Below are 16,701 nucleotides of genomic sequence, written 5' to 3' on the forward strand. Positions count from 1 at the left end.
TATTAATCATCATCTCGTAAAATATTCACATTTTTACCATCCATGACTTTATTCATATTTCTTACGGCACACATTTTTCCACACATAGTACAAGTATGCTTATCTTCAGGCATGGATTCTTTACGATATTTTCTAGGTTTTTCCTCATCTAGGGCTAGCTCGAACATTTTTTCCCAATCAAGGTCACGGCGAGCTTGGCTCATTTCATGATCCCACTCAATTGCTCCTGGAACTCCTTTAGCAATATCAGCTGCATGAGCGGCAATACGACTAGCAATGATTCCTTCTTTCATATCATCTAAAGTAGGAAGTCTTAAATGCTCGGCAGGTGTAACATAGCATAAGAAGTCTGCCCCATTAGCTGCTGCAATAGCACCACCAATAGCACTTGTAATATGATCATATCCTGGTGCTACATCTGTCACGATTGGCCCAAGAACATAAAAAGGAGCACCATGGCATAATTTTTTCTCAATTAACATATTAGCCGCAATTTCATTTAAAGGAACATGGCCTGGTCCTTCAATCATGACCTGTACATTCTTTTCCCAGGCTCTTAAAGTAAGTTCTCCAAGGGTCATTAATTCCTTGATTTGACTAGGGTCAGTAGAATCCTTTAAACTACCTGGACGGCAAGCATCCCCTAGACTTAAAGTAACATCATACTTTTCACAAATTTCTAAAAGTTCATCATAATATTCATAAAATGGATTTTCTTGATTATTTAATTCCATCCACGCATATAGTAAAGACCCACCCCTGGAAACAAAGTTCATTAATCTAGGATTTCTTTTAAATACAGCAGCAGTTTCACGGTTAATTCCTGCATGAATGGTCATAAAATCCACGCCATCCCTAGCATGTTTTTCTACAACTTTTAAAAATTCATCCTTTGTAATATCTTTTAACTCTTTATCATAAAAGCCAACTGCATCATAAATTGGGACAGTACCTATCATTGCAGGTGAAATTTCTACTACTCTTTTTCTGAATTCTTCAGTTTTTCCAAAACAACTTAAATCCATTATAGCTTCAGCTTTCATATTTACAGCAGTTTTCACCTTTTCCAGCTCTAATTCAATATCACGGCAATCTTTAGAAATACCTAAATTTACATTTATTTTTGTTCTTAATCCTTGTCCAACTCCCTCAGCATCTAAAGATGTATGATTTTTATTGGCAGGAATAACTATTTTACCTTCAGCAATTAATTTTCTTAAAGTATTAACCTCCATTTGTTCTTTTTTTGCCACAATTTCCATTTCCTTAGTAATAATTCCTTTTTTGGCAGCATCCATTTGAGTCGAAAAATTCATAATATTCAGTCTCCTTTTCTTGGTTCTAGATAAGATTACCTACGAGATTACTTATTAAATAATTATAGAAATTGCTTAAATAAAATGTTATATAAGATAATCAGGCAAGTTTACTTATACTAAATCCTTAATTATATTTAATAAAATAAAAAAGCTTACCCAAGGGTAAGCTTAAAAAATAACTAAAATTAGTTTTCTTTTTTGCATCCCTACGGTAGTACTAACTACATCAGGTTCAAAGGGACAGGATTATTCATCCATCTCAGCCAGTGGCGCCCCTGCAAATATACGATATTTAATTTGTAACCATATATTAACATGGAATTTTATAATTGTAAAGGTATATTTTTCTGCACAAATGATTAATCTTATTTAATTAATGTTATTATAATATGAAAAGGTGATTTAATGGTATAAGCTAAAGGAAATATATTTTATATCATTAAACATTAAATAGTTTTAATAATTTATGAGATAACTTGAAAGAATAGATATAGATATGTTTTCACGCGGGATTTTGGTTTATAATGGATGGGTAATTATTTGGAAGGTGATGATTGTATGAATAATTATGGTTTCTTGAAAGTTGCAGCGGCAACTCCCAAGATCAAGGTTGCTGATACCATATATAACACACAAGAAATATTAAGATTAATGGATGAAGCTTCTGAACAGGAGTGCGCTCTTTTAGTTTTTCCTGAACTTTCTTTGACCGGATATACTTGTGGCGATTTATTTCAGCAAAGACATTTATTAGATAGCGCTGTAGAACAATTAGATTTTATTTTACAAAGTTCTAGGGATAATCAAGTATTAACTTTAATTGGGATGCCCTTATCGATTAAACAAAGACTCTACAATTGTGCAGTTGCAATTTTAAAGGGCAGAATTCTTGGGATAGTTCCAAAAATGCATATTCCAAATAGCAAGGAATATTATGAAAAAAGATGGTTTAATTCTGGATTTGATTATGCGAAAGAATCAACTGTAATTGAACTTTTAGGACAAAAGGTTTCATTTGGAAGTTTGCTTTTTGAATGTACAGATTTGCCATTTTCCTTAGGAGTAGAAATTTGTGAGGATTTATGGTCGCCTATTCCTCCAAGCTCTTATTTATCTTTAAAAGGAGCAAGTATCATAGCTAATCTTTCAGCAAGTAATGAATATGTAGGTAAATCAGATTATCGCAAATTACTGATTTCTCAGCAAAGTTCAAGGTGCATTTGTGGTTACATTTATGCATCTGCAGGAGTACATGAATCCACCACAGACTTAGTTTTTGGGGGGGATAGTGCGATTTATGAAAATGGTACTTCATTAAAAGAGTCACAGCTATTTAATCGCGAAAGTGAATTAATAATAAGTGAAATAGACATAGAAAGATTAATTTCTGAGCGTCAAAAAAATACAAGCTTTAGTGAAAATACGACCTTTTTAACCCAAGAGTTAAATACCGAAATCATTAATTTTAGCTATGTTAAAGATTTTAGGTTAAGCACATTATCTAGAGAAATAAACCCTTTACCATTTGTGCCAGGGGAAGAAAAAACTTTAGATAGTCATTGCCAAGAAATATTTTCTATCACAACAGCGGCTTTAGCTAAAAGACTAGAACATACAAAAATTGATAAAGTAGTTGTGGGTATTTCTGGAGGATTAGATTCTACCTTAGCTTTATTATCAATTGTCCAAACCTTTGATCTCCTGAATATTGAGCGAAAAAATATTTTAGCAATTACTATGCCGGGATTTGGAACATCCGATTTAACTTATAATTATGCTCGCGATTTAATGGAAAAGCTAGGTGTAACTAGTAAAGAAATAAATATCACAGAAGCTTGCTTAACTCACTTTAAAGATATTGAACATGATAAAAAGATACTAGACACAACCTATGAAAATGTCCAAGCTAGGGAAAGAACGCAAATATTAATGGACTATGCTAATAAAAATAATGCGCTCGTAATGGGTACAGGTGATTTGTCAGAGTTAGCCCTAGGCTGGGCTACATATAATGGAGATCATATGTCTATGTATTCGCTTAATTCTGGTATTCCTAAAACTTTAGTACAATTCTTATTAAAATGGGCAGCAGATAATAATATGTACGGTCTTAAAGAAACCCTTTATGGAATACTTGATATGCCGATCAGTCCAGAATTAATCCCGACGGATAAAGAAGGGGCAATAAAGCAAAAAACAGAAGACTTAGTAGGACCTTATGAATTACATGATTTTTATTTGTATTATTTCTTGCGTTATGGCATGAGCCCTAAGAAAATTCTATTCTTAGCAGAAACAGCATTTAAAGATAAATATCCTAAAGAGACCATCTTAAAATGGTTAAAAGTATTTTATCATAGATTCTTTTCGCAGCAATTTAAACGTTCTTGCATACCCGATGGTCCAAAGGTAGGCTCAGTAAGTTTATCCCCAAGAGGAGACTGGAGAATGCCAAGTGATGCAAGTAGTAGCATCTGGCTCAAGGAATTAGAGGAGTAATATATAATCTAGGCTACGTACGCTCATTCCTTTGAATTTGCCCGAGCATATGTAGCCTAGATAATTAATTATCTTTAAAAATTGAAAGCAATTCCTCACTAGCTTTTTTAATATCTTCTTTACCTAAAATAGCGGAGATAACTGAAACGCCTTCAATCCCTGTAGGCTTTAATTCAGAAATATTATTTTCATTAATGCCCCCAATAGCAACTACAGGAATATTAACTGCTTTTTTCACCACTCCTAATTGCTCTACGCCAATAGGTTTATCTATTTCCTTACTACCTGTTGGATAAACAGCTCCCACTCCTAAATAATCGGCTCCTTCTTCCTGAGCTTTTAGGGCAGCTTCGACTGTATTAGCCGTAATTCCTAAAATTTTATCAGGTCCTAGCATTTTACGAGCTACTGCGCACGGTAAGTCTTCTTGACCAATATGAGCACCCGCAGCATCTACCGCAAGGGCGATATCTAGGCGATCATTAATTAATAAAGGTACATTATATTTATCAGTTACTTTTTTGAGACTTTTGGCAATATTATAAAAATCTAAAGAAGAAATATCCTTTTCACGCAATTGCACAATAGTAGCTCCACCTAAAATAGACTGCTCAACAGCCGTTTCTAAATCCCTATCTCCTAAAATACCTCGATCTGTAACTAGGTATAAAGCATAGTCTAGTTTATTCTTCATGGATTTTTCCCTCGCCTTCTAATATTTCTGGTGTTAAATTATAAATATTATCAAATATTCTCATTCTAAATGTGCCAACACCTTCAGAATCTTTTAAACTATTGAAAGACTTTTCACCAGCTAGTCCCATGGATAAAATCCCAGCAATAGCCGCACTATAATAATCCTCAGTGACACCAGCATATGTACCCACGAGTGATGAACACATACATCCTGTTCCCGTAACCTGAGATAATAATTTATGACCATTAGCAATAAAAGTAGTATTTGTTCCATTTGAAATAATATCAATTTTACCTGTAATTGCAACAATAGCATTTAATTTATGGGAAAGCTCAAGAGCAATTTCTTTGCCATTTTGCATATCATCCATAGAGTCGACACCTTTAATATTACCATCTATGCCAGCTAAGATTTTAATTTCAGACATATTTCCTCGGATAATAGTTGGATTAACTTCTGCTAAAAGTTGTTTGGCTGTTTGAGTTCTAAGTTTTGTTGCTCCCACTCCCACAGGATCTAAAATTATGGGTATATTTCTTTCTTTTGCTGTTTTTCCTGCTATAATCATAGAATCAATTGTGCGAGTATTTAAAGTGCCAATATTTAGAACAAGCGCCCGAGCTAGAGAAGTCATTTCTTTAACCTCTTTTTCATCATCAGCCATTACAGGGGATCCCCCAAGGGCTAGGACAATATTTGCACAATCATTTACAGTAACATAATTAGTTATATGATGTACTAGAGGACTCTTTTCACGCACATCTATTAGTAATTTTGTGGTTTTTTGATATATTTCCAAGATGTAAATCCCCCTTTAATCGAGCATACCAGCCTTTTGGTATAGAGAATAAAAATGATTAGTCGGTCCATATCCTTTACCTAAAGCAAGAGAATGTCTAATAGCAGTTGTTATATATTCCTTAGCCTCTCTAACTCCCTCTTCAACATTAGCCCCTTTAGCTAAATTAGCCGTGATTGCAGAAGAAAGGGTACAGCCTGTCCCATGAGTATTTTTTGTATTAATTCTTTCTGAGGTATAATGCGTTATTTTTTTACCATCATAAAGAACATCGATTGCATCCTCGGTGAGATGTCCACCTTTAACTAATACTTTTTTAGGGCCCATTTTGTGAATTAATAAAGCAGCCTTTTCCATATCTTCGACAGTATCAATTTTCATTCCGACAATTACTTCAGCCTCTGGGATATTAGGTGTTACTACTTCAGCAAGAGGTAAAAGGTGGGAAATAAGGGCTTCTTTAGCTTCAGGTTGTAATAAATCAAAACCGCTTTTTGAAATCATTACAGGATCAACTACCACATTTTGCGCCTGATATTTTTTGAGATTTTCTGCGATAGTTTTAATAATTTTAGTTTCAGAAACCATTCCAATTTTTACTGCATCTACTTCTATATCCGTAAAAATTGCTTCAATTTGTTTAGAAACCATTTCGGCACTTAAATTTTCTACTGCAGATACTCCTTGGGTATTTTGCGCAGTGATGGCAGTGATAACGCTCATTCCAAAGACACCATGGGCAGAAAAGGTTTTTAAATCGGCTTGTATTCCAGCTCCGCCACTACAATCAGAACCAGCAATAGTTAAAGCAGTTTTCATGAAAATTCATCCTTTCTTTTGATAAAAAATAAAAAAAAGCACAAACTATAGTAGTGTGCTTTTGAAAATAGACACACTTTCCTACGCTGGTTTTATCCAGATCAGGTTTAAAGGGTTAAAGATAAAGGTCTTTTTCTCAGCTAGCCGTTCTAGCTCCCCTAGTGTAGTACTAATATAATATTTAACCTTTTTATACTATCATGTTATTATAATGGTGAGAAAAGTCAAGACTTTGGGGATAATAAGGGGAAATAAACTTACTGTCTACGATTATTATTCAGAAAATATATATCAGCTAAAAGTTAAATCATGTTTTACCACAAAAACTATTGACAAAGGTGTATAATAATAGATAAGCATTTTTTAGCAGGGATATTAATATTTATAGAAAAAAATAAGGAGTGATATTTATCAACTTTAAGATGATTGAATTAAAAGATAAAGATATCTTTGATCAATTTTTCAAAAGCGATAGATACGAAGGATCGGAATGTACCTTTACTAATCTATATATGTGGAGAAAAACTTATAATATAACGTGGACCCTTGTAGATGATTTTTTATGTGTGAAGGCAACCTTAAATGATGCTACATACGTTCTACCACCTTTTCCAAGGAATAAGGACGGCTTTTTTAAGGTTGTAGATAAACTAATAGATTATATTAAAGAAATTAATATACCCTTTGTTATGGGGGGAATTACGGAAGATTTAATGGCATATATGGAAAAAGAAAGGCCTAATATGTTTAACTTTACGGAAGATTTTGATACCCATGATTATGTGTATAGTGCGGAGGATTTAGTAGAATTAAAGGGCAGGAAATATTCTCGTAAAAGAAATCATATTAAGAATTTCAAAAAGCATTACTCTGATTATGAATATTTTGATATGACTGAGGAATTAGTCCCATCCTGTATTCAAAGTGCCATTGATTGGTGTGAAAAAAAGGAAAAGGATTTTAATGATAAAAGAAGCTTAATTTGTGAGCGTGATGCTTTAATTGAAGCCTTAAAGCAGTTTACCTATTTAGGATTTAAAGGTGGAGTAATTAAAGTTAATGATAAGGTCGAGGCCTTTACTTTTGGGGAACTTTTAAATGAAGATACCGCTGTAATTCATGTGGAAAAAGGAAATCGTGAGCTTAATGGCATTTATCCTACGATTAATCAAGATTTTTGTATTCGTAATTGGAGTGAAATTAAGTTTATAAATCGAGAAGAAGATTTAGGTTTACCCGGGTTAAAAAAGGCTAAAGAATCTTATTATCCTGTAAAATTCATTAAAAAATATAGTGCTACTTTAAAAAATGAGGGATAGATATGGACTTTCATTTAATTAAAGAAGAGGATAAGCCTTCAGTGATGCGTTTGTGGGCGTACTGTTTTGAAAATGAAGAAGATCCGTTTTATAATTGGTATTTTAATAATTTCTTCAATAGTGAAAATACCCTCGGTTCCTATTCAGAAAATAAATTAATGGCGAATTTACAATTAAATCCGTATCAAATTTATGTACGGGGTAAGGCTTTAGATACTTCTTATATAGTCGGCATTGCCACCGATCCAGCTGCAAGAGGGCAAGGAATTGTTAGGGGCTTAATGGTGGAATCATTTAGGGAAATGAAAAGGAGAAAACACTTTGTTTCCATCTTAATGCCTTATAGGGCTCATTTTTACTACCCTTATGATTTTGAGTTTGTCTATCATCATTTAAAATATGTTATCCCTATAAGCGATTTAAAAAGGCAAGGGGCAGGGTATGGTGAATTTAGGCAAATTGACGAAAATTATATAAAAAATAAAAATGATTATCAGGAACTGCAAGAGGTTTATGATAAGTTTACTAAAAATAAACATGGATATGTTGTGCGTACAGAGGAAAATTGGAGGCTATTAGTAGAGGAGCATTTAACTGAAAAAGGATATATAACTCTTTTATTGGAGCAAGGCAAGCCTATAGGTTATTTGTTTTATTATTTACAGGATAATAGATTTATCGTCAAAGAAATGGCCTTTGCAAACATAAACGCGCAGAAATCTCTTTTAAAATATATCTATAATCATAATTCTCAAGTAGAAACCTTGGAATGGAATGCTGCTGTAGATGATTTAACTTATCTTTCTTTACCTGATCCGAAACAGGGCATAACGATGTACCCTTTTATGATGGCGAGGATAATAGATGCTAAAGAGGCTTTAGAAAGTATAGATTACTCCAGGGATATTACGGGAACAATTAAAATAAGTATTTCTGATAATTTAGCCACCTGGAACGAAGGAACCTTTAAGGTAGAAATTAATGAGGGCAAAGCTAAAGTTACGAAAACATTAGAGCCTTCTGATGTAAATCTGGGGATTGGCACCTTAACAAGTTTATATTTTGGGAGATTATCTGCGAGTGAACTTGAGTTTTTAGGTAAAATAAGTAGTGGTTCAGCTAAAAAAATGGAACTTTTAACTCAGATATTTCCGAAAATGAATAATTTCATAAATGAATATATTTAAAAGGCCGTGCATATGTCCGGATTATTACTCAGAGAAAAGACATTTAGTAAAGAAGATGTCTTTTCCTGGGTTAATTACAGGAATTAATATGCACGGTTTTTTTATGTAGAAAAATATTTCAATCTTATTCTTTAAGGTATTAATAAAAAAACCTTTTTTGGAAAAACTAATCTTAAGGTAGTAAATATATATGGAGGTGAGGTAGGATTGAAAGAAAAGATTTCGATTATCCAATTTAATATGGTAACCTTTGGTTTTATCGTTGGGAATAGTATAATTTATTCCTTTGGTTTAAACTATGCCCAAAGAGAAACCTGGATTGCAGACCTTATAGGCCTACTAATAGGGGTAGGAGTTATATTCATGATTACATACATTGTTAATAAGTATCCTTTAGGAAGCTTTGATTTAATCTTAGAGCATTTATTTGGTTCAGTACTGGCTAAAGTATTTTTGTTTATAATTTTTATGTATGCTTTTTTTACAGCAGCCATGATTTTAAGTCATGTTGATGTTTTTATGAATAATACTATTATGCCCGAAACCCCAGGCTGGGTTTTTAATTTATCTTTAGGAGTTGTAACTGCCATAATTATTCGCTATGGCGTAGAAACAGTATCTAGGTGTTCTGAATTATTTGGGCCTATGATTTTAATCTTTATTATAATTTTAGGAGCATTAGCTATACCACAATTTGACTTGAAATATTTTTCTCCCCTTTTTACGGAAGATATAAGTTCGATTATGAAGGCAGTTGTTCCAATTGCTTCTTTTCCTTATTTACAAGCAGTATTACTTGTATTTTTTATGGTTTTAATAAATAAAAAAACAGAAGGAAACACCTATAAGCTAAATATATTGGGGTTGGTACTAGGAGGAATAATTTTAATAAGTAGATCGATTTATAAAATCGGTATTTTTGGAGTAAGAGAAGCTACTAAATTAACCTTTCCCTTTTATAGTATTAGTAGACAAATAGAAGTAGGAAGTTTTCTGCAAAGAACTGAAATTTTATTTTTAGGAGTTTGGTGTTTTGCTATTTTTATTAAATTAGCAGTATGTCTTTATGTCTGTGCTAAATGTATGCAAGGGATTTTTAAACTAGAAGATTATAAGATTTTAGCTTTACCGATTACACTTTTAGCGGTTCCGTTTTCTCTTAATTTATTTAACAACTTTCAGGGAGTTCAATTGTTTCTCAATGTAACCTTAATTTTCATTAATATTATTTTAATTGTAATTCCGTTTTCAATTATCTTTGGTTTTAGTTTATTTAAAAAGAAGGTAAGTGCTTAGCACTTACCTTCTTTTTAGATTTCCATTAATTTATAAAAGGCTGGAAAGATAGATTTAAAGATATCATTCATGAATGCACCAATGGCTGAAATATTTACAGTTTCATAATAAACCAGCCCTGAGGAGATAAGACTTAAAACTAAGAAACTAGCAGTAACATAAATGATTTTCTTATGATTATCCTTTTTATTATCTTTAAAAAGAGGGACTAAATCAACCCACGCAACCAAGACGACAATAAGTATTAATAAATAAAACATTTTAACCTCCCTGTGTTACTTCTTTAAAAGAAGACCACTAGATATTACGTCTACATCTACTTTAACATCCAAGAGAACTTTATCTTTATAAATCCCTTTCCATTCATCTTGCTTCAGATGAACAAGGTCAGGATACTCACCAACAAAGGTTCTTCCTAAACTAAAAATATCTAAGCCTATTTCATTTTTGGATTTTTCAAAGACAGTATCAATTTCTTTTTTAATTTTGCTCGAGATTAGGGATTTTAATTTTTCTAAAGAAATTTCATCAGGATAAACATCTGCTGAGTATTCAGTGATAAGTCCTTTAACTGAAATTTTAGCCTTCATAACATAATTGCCATTTTCTTTGGTAGGTTTTAAATATACCTTGGATTTTCTGATATCAATAGTAATATCATCCTGGCCAGTATTCCCGTAATCTACGGTTAGTACAGTAGAGTCGATATTGTTGTTTAACCAATTAACTGCTCTCGTTTCTCTGGGGCTAAGGGTAGTAATTAATTTATTTTGATAAAATACCCCAGTTCCAGATATGGCAGATCTATATTGTTGTTTGTCATCTGGAGCAGACTTCTCAACCGGAAGAGATTTAAAGTAATTCATTAAAGATACCCCAGCTAAACCTTCACTTTCAGCTACAAAATTAATTAATGTTTGATCCACTCCAAAACCAGTTAAGGCACTGTTTTTAATTAATTTAGTAGCTTCGATGCTAGAGTTATCAGCAGCATCGGGGATATTATTTAAAATTTGCTTGCCTTCCTTATCGGATAAAACAAAATAGATAGATTGCCTTCTTTGGGCATTTCTCATGACAAAGTCAATAGCAGGGCCAATATCATCTTCAGCCATATCCCTACCAAGAGCAATGATTTGAGCATGTGGCCAGTATTGCTTCCTATCTAGCCTCGTACTGATGTTACGAGTGGCATCATAAACAGAAGTTCCTATCGCGGATAGTAGTACTTGATTTGAGGTACTTGAGCCACTGCCTTCGCCACCCTTTTCTGATTGAGCAGAAGTTTTAACTGATTGAATTGTAACCTCATAAGTTTTAGGCTTTGGCATATCAATTGCTCCACCTGTTACTATTGATAAATCATTTAGTTCCTTACTATCCCAGCATCCAGGTAAAATGAGCATTGATATTAGAAAAAACAATAATATTTTTTTTCTCATTTATCATTCTCCTTTTTTTCCTCTGGGCTTGGAGGGGTAGGTTTACCTGAATTAGGTCCTAGTCTTTGAAAGTTCTTGTTATTTAAAAAGCTAGATCTATCCCTTAAAGCCCAGCGTGGTGCTCTATAAAGTACATCATCTAAATCTTGTACCAGTAAAGGTGATAAAGGCGTAGTATAAGGAATCCCAAAAGAACGTAAGGAAACAATATGTCCAAAAACAAGTAAAATACCAATAAATATACCCCAAAAACCCAATATTCCACTTAACACAAGTAAAAACACTTGGATCGATAGAATAGGAGTATTAAATTCTATAGAAGGAATAGAAAAACTAGAAATTGCTGTCATAGCAGTCACAATAACCATGGCAGGTGATACTAGCCCCGCCTTAACAGCCGCATCCCCAATAATCAAACCACCAACAATACCCACTGTTGACCCAATAGGTCTAGGTAACCTGGTACCTGCCTCTTGCAATATCTGAAAGGCAATAAGCATAATCAAAGCTTCTACAAAAGCAGGAAAAGGAACACCTTCCCGTTGATTAGCTAAAGTAATCAGTAAGGGGGTAGGGATCATTTCTTGATTAAAGGCGGTAAAGGCAACAAATAAAGCAGGTAAAAAAACAGCAAAGAATATACCAACATATCTTAAATTTCTAATAAAACTTGAATACCAAAAGTTTGTACTATAATCATCCACACTCATTAAAAAGTCAGCAACTAAAGAAGGTGCTAGTAAAACAAAAGAACTATTTTCTTGCATAATAGCGACCCGACCTTCGAGCATCGCCCCTACGACCTTATCAGGTCTTTCAGTTGATTGAAGCGTTGGAAAAGGAGATAAAGGGGCATCTTTAATAAGTTCATCAAGATATTCAGCTTCTACCAAGGCATCTATAGATACATTTTTTATTCTTTCGCGAACTTCATCAACTATTTTATCATTAACTATTGAGCTAACATAAGCTAGGACAACTGTGGTTTTAGAATATTCCCCTACAGTTAAAGTTTCAAACTTACAATCAGGGTGTAAGAGCCTTCTTCTGATTAAAGAAGTATTAACATTTAAAGTTTCTGTAAAACTTTCCTTAGAACCCTTAATAGATGGTTCATTTTCAGAAGGACCAATACCCCTTTTTTCCCAAGTAGGTAGTGTCACAACCACGGACTGGGTAATTCCTGTAAATAAAATTACAATGTTTCCGCTCACGATTTTATCCATGATAGGATTCATTTCTTTTTCTAAGCTAATTTGACCAATGGGTAGAGACTTTTTAATTTTCTCTTCTAATGGAAGGTCTGTAGTAAGTATATCCTCGTTAAATAAAAGATTAGCAATAACATCACGGCTGAGCATATTTACATTAACCATACCATCAGCATAAATAAGATGTGTCTCCACATCCTTTAACAAAATAGTGCGAAAAACAATATCAGAACAATCTTTAAAATGTTCTTTTAGGAAATCAATATTATTGTCCATATTTGAACTTAATTCTTCTAGGACTAGGCAGCTTTCCGATGATTCAGCTTCATTTACCTTGAGGGGCTTTTTCATCTTTGTATTAGTTTCCATATGTACCTCCCCTACTACATAGTTTTTATTGTATAGTGTTTACTATTTAGCCAAAAATTATGAGGAAAAAACAAAGAAATATTATTGACATATGACAATAATGAAAGATATAATAAATTATGAACATATGTCAATAACACGGGAGGTGTTAAAAATGCCAAGAGGTGACGGAACAGGACCATTAGGTCAAGGAACCATGAGTGGCAAGGGTAGGGGAAACTGTATTTCAGATAATTTCAACAAAAACAAACCAGGCCGTGGCATGGGAATGGGTAGAGGAATTTGTAAAGGGAATAAATTATGGTCAAACCAACAAAATACTAGTGAGCAAAATAAAGAAAAATAAGAAAAAACCGGACACGATGTCCGGTTTTTTGTGTAAATTATGATAATCAATACTAAAAGGAATCCTCTACCAGCACAACAAATCTTTTAATAAACCCTAAAGGTAATTTGTTATCATAAACGAAGCAATAGCGAGATTAAATAAAAAGAGCGCAGGTAATTGCAGATAGGAATACTTTGCTGTTTGAGCGCTAGCGAGTTCAAAGTATTCCTGCAATTGCCGGAGCTCCTTCCAATTAATTGCCCGAGCGTGCGCAGTGTTGATAACAAATTACCAACCAAACAATAACTTAATCGCCATCACAGAAACCATGACAATCAATACTCTCTTAATCCAAACATCACCCTTATTAATCGAAAAATTACTGCCTAAATAGCCACCTATACCATTTCCCACAGCTAAAACCAAACCAAAAATCCAATCCACATTACCACTAATAATAAAAACCACTAAAGAAGAAAGGACATAAAAAAAGGTCACAATTACCTTAATACTGTTAATACTTACTAAAGATAAAGAAGATAGCAGAGTCAAACTAGTAATAATAATAAACCCAGTGCCTGCCTGTAAGAGTCCACCATAAATTCCCATAAAAAAGAAGGTAATTCCCAAGATAATTTTTTTCTTTTTAGTTAATTCTTCTTCAACATCTTCAGCCTTTTTCTTTGGCTTTTTAATTAATGTAAAAATAATAATAAACATAACTACGGCTAAAATTTTATTAAAAACTTCATCGGGAATAGAAATTGCTATTCGGGATCCTACAATCGAACCTAAGACAGCTGGAATTGATAAGGTAATACCTAATTTATAATCAAAAAATCCTTTTCGCTTAAAGTTCCAAATTGCAATGATATTTTGCATGGTGAGAGCAACCCTATTTGTTCCATTAGCTACCGCAGAAGGGAGCCCTAAGAAAATCAACATAGGTAAGGTTAAAAGCGACCCACCACCGGCTACAACATTAATAAACCCTGCAAATGTCCCTATAAATAAAATTAACAGCACATTTAATATATTCATAAAATCAGTCCTTTTCTCTACGCTAACCATATATTAACATAATACGGATTATGCTTAAACATTTATTACCTATAAAGATAATCTATCTTATGTACGAAAACTGTTTTAGACTAAATAATTTTTTTGTTTAAGTATGTTTTAAGGATAAGTCAAACAAAAAAAGCACATCCTAAAGATTAGAATTATTTCCAATCTTCAGAATGTGCCTTTTTAAAATATTAATCTTTAAAAACATTATTTAAAAGTAATTTTTCTAGAAGCATTACTTGTTAAAAGCATCTTTTTTTTGATCAATATTACTTAGTGATCACAAGCATTTTGACCTGTAACTAATTCTTTATTTAGGTATGCTAAAGCTATTTCTTCAGGTGTACCACTAGGTGCTCCTACTACAACTTTAATTCCTCTTTCAGCTAATAATTCTTGAGCTTTTTTGCCCATTCCGCCAGCTAGAACTAAATCAACTCCTTGATCTTTAATCCAAACCGGTAATAAACCAGGTTCATGAGGTGGAGGCGTAATCATTTCCTTACCCTTAATTTGCTTAGTTTCTTCATTTACATCTAACATAGCAAATTGCTCACAATGTCCAAAGTGCATGCATAAAAGTTCATTTGCAACTGGAATAGCTATTTTCATTTAAAATTCCCCCAATAATATTATTTATTTAGTAAATTTAAAGTTTCAGCAAATAATAACTTAATTTCAGAACTTATTTTAGCATCTGGAAAGCTAATTACAGGCTTTTTAGCTATTTGTGCTTTTACGACAGTTTCATCATAAGAAAGCTTAGTTAAAAAATTAAGATCATTATCTTTACAATACTTCATTATTTCATCAGACATTTCTTCATTTAAATCAAATTTATTAATTACCACAGCAGCATTAACATGGAAATGTTTGGTTAAGCCTATTACTCTTTCTAGGTCATGCTTTCCTGATAAAGTAGGTTCTACTACAATTAGTACCAAATCAGCACCTGTGATAGATGCAATAACAGGACACCCTATACCAGGAGAGCCATCAATAATTAATAAATCACGTTCATCTTTCCCGGCGATTTCTCTAGCCTTTGCTCTAATTAAACTAACTAATTTACCAGAGTTATCCTCTGCAATGCCAAGCCTAGCATGAACCATTGGGGCATATTCTGTATCAGAAATAAACCACTGACCAGATAAACTATCCTCTAATTTAATTGCCTTTTCAGGACAAATATAGGCACATGCCCCGCAACCTTCACATGCAAGGGAACTAATTTCAATATTTTCATTAATAGCATCAAATCTGCACACTTCCGGACATTTTCCACATTTTACACATAAATCATAATTAATAACAGCTTTTTTACCACCATAATAATCATGTGATTCCAGGACATTAGGCTTTAAAACTAAATGTAAATCAGCTGCATCCACATCACAATCTACCATTACATGTTTTTTTGCAAGAGCTGCTAATGAAGAGGCTAAACTAGTTTTTCCAGTTCCACCTTTACCACTGATAACAACTAATTCCTTCATTTTCTCAGCTCCTTTTCAATACTAGCAATAGCCTTTTTAAAATGCTCCTCAAATTCAGGCATCTCTTGTAAAATTAGTTTTCCTTTAGAATAATTCTGAGCAGCTTCTCTCTTATTAGGAAGCTCTAAAAAGATCGGAATATTTTCTTCCTTACAATACTTTTGCACTTCCTGATCCCCAATATCAGCGCGATTAATAGCTACAGCCATCGGAATATCCATTGTTCTAACCATTCCCACTGCTAAACGCAAATCATTTAAACCAAAGGGGGTAGGTTCAGTAACTAATAGTACAAAATCTGTATCTTCTATAGCTGCAATTACCGGACAAGACGTACCAGGAGGAGCATCAATAATCGTAATTCCTTCTTTAGGAGCCTTGTTTTTTACTTCTTTGATTAAAGGTGGGCTCATAGCTTCGCCGATTCGTAGCTTTCCATGAACTATTTTTATATTATCCTTTTGACCAATTTCCACAGTCCCGATTTCTCTTTGACCTTCACTAATTGCACCCGTAGGGCAAGCTAACATACATAATCCACAACCATGACATAATTCTGGGAAAGTTAGCACCTTATCCTTAATATTTGTGATAGCACTAAACTGACATAAATCTCCGCAAAGTCCGCAATGAATACATTTGTCTAAATCAACTTCAGGAATAGTTAAATAAGTTTTATAGTTATCATTCCACTCTGGTTTAATAAATATGTGAGCATTAGGCTCTTCGACATCACAGTCCAGGAGAGTAACTTCGTTATTTTTACTAAGAAAGTATGCAAAGTTAGTAGCAATCGTTGTTTTTCCAGTACCGCCTTTACCACTTGCTAAAGCAATTTTCATTATAATACCT

Annotated in this window: 16 protein-coding genes and 2 riboswitches; of the genes, 5 read left to right on the forward strand and 11 right to left on the reverse strand. The window is 33.3% G+C overall.

The window, feature by feature from the left end; all coding sequences use genetic code 11:
- Positions 1-2 precede the first annotated feature (2 nt).
- Entirely contained in the window at positions 3-1,316 is a 1,314-nt protein-coding gene (gene thiC / locus B8965_RS05165; protein ID WP_084052790.1) for a phosphomethylpyrimidine synthase ThiC, read from the reverse strand.
- A 188-nt stretch (positions 1,317-1,504) separates the two neighbouring features.
- A riboswitch (TPP riboswitch) is annotated at positions 1,505-1,606 on the reverse strand.
- Positions 1,607-1,877: 271 nt separating this feature from the next.
- Between thiC and B8965_RS05170 the strand changes: the two genes are divergently transcribed.
- On the forward strand, positions 1,878-3,818 hold the full coding sequence (locus tag B8965_RS05170; protein WP_084052791.1) for an NAD(+) synthase: 1,941 nt from the start codon (positions 1,878-1,880) through the stop codon (positions 3,816-3,818).
- A gap of 64 nt (positions 3,819-3,882) precedes the next feature.
- On the opposite strand, the gene thiE is transcribed toward B8965_RS05170, so the two are convergent.
- Genes thiE through thiD form a run of 3 tightly spaced genes read right to left on the reverse strand, consistent with a single transcriptional unit; the run spans position 3,883 to position 6,133 of the window.
- A complete protein-coding gene (gene thiE, locus B8965_RS05175) occupies positions 3,883-4,512 on the reverse strand; it encodes a thiamine phosphate synthase (protein ID WP_084052792.1) in 630 nt (209 codons plus the stop codon).
- Entirely contained in the window at positions 4,502-5,314 is an 813-nt protein-coding gene (gene thiM, locus B8965_RS05180; RefSeq protein ID WP_084052793.1) for a hydroxyethylthiazole kinase, read from the reverse strand. Before thiM ends, thiE begins: the two co-directional genes overlap by 11 nt.
- Before the next feature lie 15 nt (positions 5,315-5,329).
- Positions 5,330-6,133, reverse strand: a complete 804-nt coding sequence (gene thiD, locus B8965_RS05185) for a bifunctional hydroxymethylpyrimidine kinase/phosphomethylpyrimidine kinase (RefSeq protein WP_084052794.1) — start codon at positions 6,131-6,133, stop codon at positions 5,330-5,332.
- 61 nt (positions 6,134-6,194) lie between these two features.
- Positions 6,195-6,303: riboswitch (TPP riboswitch) on the reverse strand.
- A gap of 252 nt (positions 6,304-6,555) precedes the next feature.
- On the opposite strand from thiD, the gene B8965_RS05190 reads away from it, so the two are divergent.
- The 3 genes from B8965_RS05190 (at position 6,556) to B8965_RS05200 (ending at position 9,935) form a co-directional block, all read left to right on the forward strand.
- On the forward strand, positions 6,556-7,452 hold the full coding sequence (locus B8965_RS05190) for a DUF2156 domain-containing protein (protein ID WP_084052795.1): 897 nt from the start codon (positions 6,556-6,558) through the stop codon (positions 7,450-7,452).
- A gap of 2 nt (positions 7,453-7,454) precedes the next feature.
- Entirely contained in the window at positions 7,455-8,639 is a 1,185-nt protein-coding gene (locus tag B8965_RS05195) for a GNAT family N-acetyltransferase (RefSeq protein WP_084052796.1), read from the forward strand.
- A gap of 207 nt (positions 8,640-8,846) precedes the next feature.
- The gene (locus B8965_RS05200; protein ID WP_084052797.1) at positions 8,847-9,935 is read left to right on the forward strand and encodes a GerAB/ArcD/ProY family transporter; all 1,089 of its coding nucleotides are present in this window, start codon (positions 8,847-8,849) and stop codon (positions 9,933-9,935) included.
- A gap of 14 nt (positions 9,936-9,949) precedes the next feature.
- On the opposite strand, the gene B8965_RS05205 is transcribed toward B8965_RS05200, so the two are convergent.
- Genes B8965_RS05205 through B8965_RS05215 form a run of 3 tightly spaced genes read right to left on the reverse strand, consistent with a single transcriptional unit; the run spans position 9,950 to position 12,957 of the window.
- Positions 9,950-10,195, reverse strand: a complete 246-nt coding sequence (locus B8965_RS05205; RefSeq protein ID WP_084052798.1) for a hypothetical protein — start codon at positions 10,193-10,195, stop codon at positions 9,950-9,952.
- Between the two features lie 15 nt (positions 10,196-10,210).
- Positions 10,211-11,377 (reverse strand): Ger(x)C family spore germination protein, encoded by a 1,167-nt coding sequence (locus tag B8965_RS05210; protein ID WP_084052799.1) that lies wholly within the window; start codon positions 11,375-11,377, stop codon positions 10,211-10,213.
- Entirely contained in the window at positions 11,374-12,957 is a 1,584-nt protein-coding gene (locus B8965_RS05215; protein WP_084052800.1) for a spore germination protein, read from the reverse strand. The genes B8965_RS05210 and B8965_RS05215 overlap by 4 nt, the downstream gene beginning before the upstream one ends.
- 154 nt (positions 12,958-13,111) lie before the next feature.
- On the opposite strand from B8965_RS05215, the gene B8965_RS05220 reads away from it, so the two are divergent.
- Complete coding sequence (locus tag B8965_RS05220) at positions 13,112-13,303, forward strand: DUF5320 domain-containing protein (RefSeq protein ID WP_084052801.1); 192 nt, start codon at positions 13,112-13,114, stop codon at positions 13,301-13,303.
- A 270-nt stretch (positions 13,304-13,573) separates the two neighbouring features.
- Here the strand turns inward: B8965_RS05220 and B8965_RS05225 are convergent, their stop codons facing one another.
- The 4 genes from B8965_RS05225 to B8965_RS05240 form a co-directional block, all read right to left on the reverse strand.
- Positions 13,574-14,326, reverse strand: a complete 753-nt coding sequence (locus B8965_RS05225) for a sulfite exporter TauE/SafE family protein (protein WP_084052802.1) — start codon at positions 14,324-14,326, stop codon at positions 13,574-13,576.
- A 300-nt stretch (positions 14,327-14,626) separates the two neighbouring features.
- On the reverse strand, positions 14,627-14,965 hold the full coding sequence (locus tag B8965_RS05230; RefSeq protein WP_084052803.1) for a NifB/NifX family molybdenum-iron cluster-binding protein: 339 nt from the start codon (positions 14,963-14,965) through the stop codon (positions 14,627-14,629).
- A 20-nt stretch (positions 14,966-14,985) separates the two neighbouring features.
- A complete protein-coding gene (locus B8965_RS05235; protein WP_084052804.1) occupies positions 14,986-15,849 on the reverse strand; it encodes an ATP-binding protein in 864 nt (287 codons plus the stop codon).
- A complete protein-coding gene (locus B8965_RS05240; protein ID WP_084052805.1) occupies positions 15,846-16,691 on the reverse strand; it encodes an ATP-binding protein in 846 nt (281 codons plus the stop codon). Before B8965_RS05240 ends, B8965_RS05235 begins: the two co-directional genes overlap by 4 nt.
- Positions 16,692-16,701: the final 10 nt, after the last annotated feature.

The organism is Desulfonispora thiosulfatigenes DSM 11270, assembly GCF_900176035.1.
Lineage (GTDB): Bacteria > Bacillota > Peptococcia > Peptococcales > Desulfonisporaceae > Desulfonispora > Desulfonispora thiosulfatigenes.

Excerpts from the sequence above, each read along its gene's own strand:
- thiC (WP_084052790.1), bottom strand. The coding sequence starts at position 1,316 with ATGAATTTTTCGACTCAAATGGATGCTGCCAAAAAAGGAATTATTACT.
- B8965_RS05170 (WP_084052791.1), top strand. The coding sequence starts at position 1,878 with ATGAATAATTATGGTTTCTTGAAAGTTGCAGCGGCAACTCCCAAGATC.
- thiE (WP_084052792.1), bottom strand. The coding sequence starts at position 4,512 with ATGAAGAATAAACTAGACTATGCTTTATACCTAGTTACAGATCGAGGT.
- thiD (WP_084052794.1), bottom strand. The coding sequence starts at position 6,133 with ATGAAAACTGCTTTAACTATTGCTGGTTCTGATTGTAGTGGCGGAGCT.
- B8965_RS05190 (WP_084052795.1), top strand. The coding sequence starts at position 6,556 with ATGATTGAATTAAAAGATAAAGATATCTTTGATCAATTTTTCAAAAGC.
- B8965_RS05195 (WP_084052796.1), top strand. The coding sequence starts at position 7,455 with ATGGACTTTCATTTAATTAAAGAAGAGGATAAGCCTTCAGTGATGCGT.
- B8965_RS05205 (WP_084052798.1), bottom strand. The coding sequence starts at position 10,195 with ATGTTTTATTTATTAATACTTATTGTCGTCTTGGTTGCGTGGGTTGAT.
- B8965_RS05210 (WP_084052799.1), bottom strand. The coding sequence starts at position 11,377 with ATGAGAAAAAAAATATTATTGTTTTTTCTAATATCAATGCTCATTTTA.
- B8965_RS05215 (WP_084052800.1), bottom strand. The coding sequence starts at position 12,957 with ATGGAAACTAATACAAAGATGAAAAAGCCCCTCAAGGTAAATGAAGCT.
- B8965_RS05220 (WP_084052801.1), top strand. The coding sequence starts at position 13,112 with ATGCCAAGAGGTGACGGAACAGGACCATTAGGTCAAGGAACCATGAGT.
- B8965_RS05225 (WP_084052802.1), bottom strand. The coding sequence starts at position 14,326 with ATGAATATATTAAATGTGCTGTTAATTTTATTTATAGGGACATTTGCA.
- B8965_RS05230 (WP_084052803.1), bottom strand. The coding sequence starts at position 14,965 with ATGAAAATAGCTATTCCAGTTGCAAATGAACTTTTATGCATGCACTTT.
- B8965_RS05235 (WP_084052804.1), bottom strand. The coding sequence starts at position 15,849 with ATGAAGGAATTAGTTGTTATCAGTGGTAAAGGTGGAACTGGAAAAACT.
- B8965_RS05240 (WP_084052805.1), bottom strand. The coding sequence starts at position 16,691 with ATGAAAATTGCTTTAGCAAGTGGTAAAGGCGGTACTGGAAAAACAACG.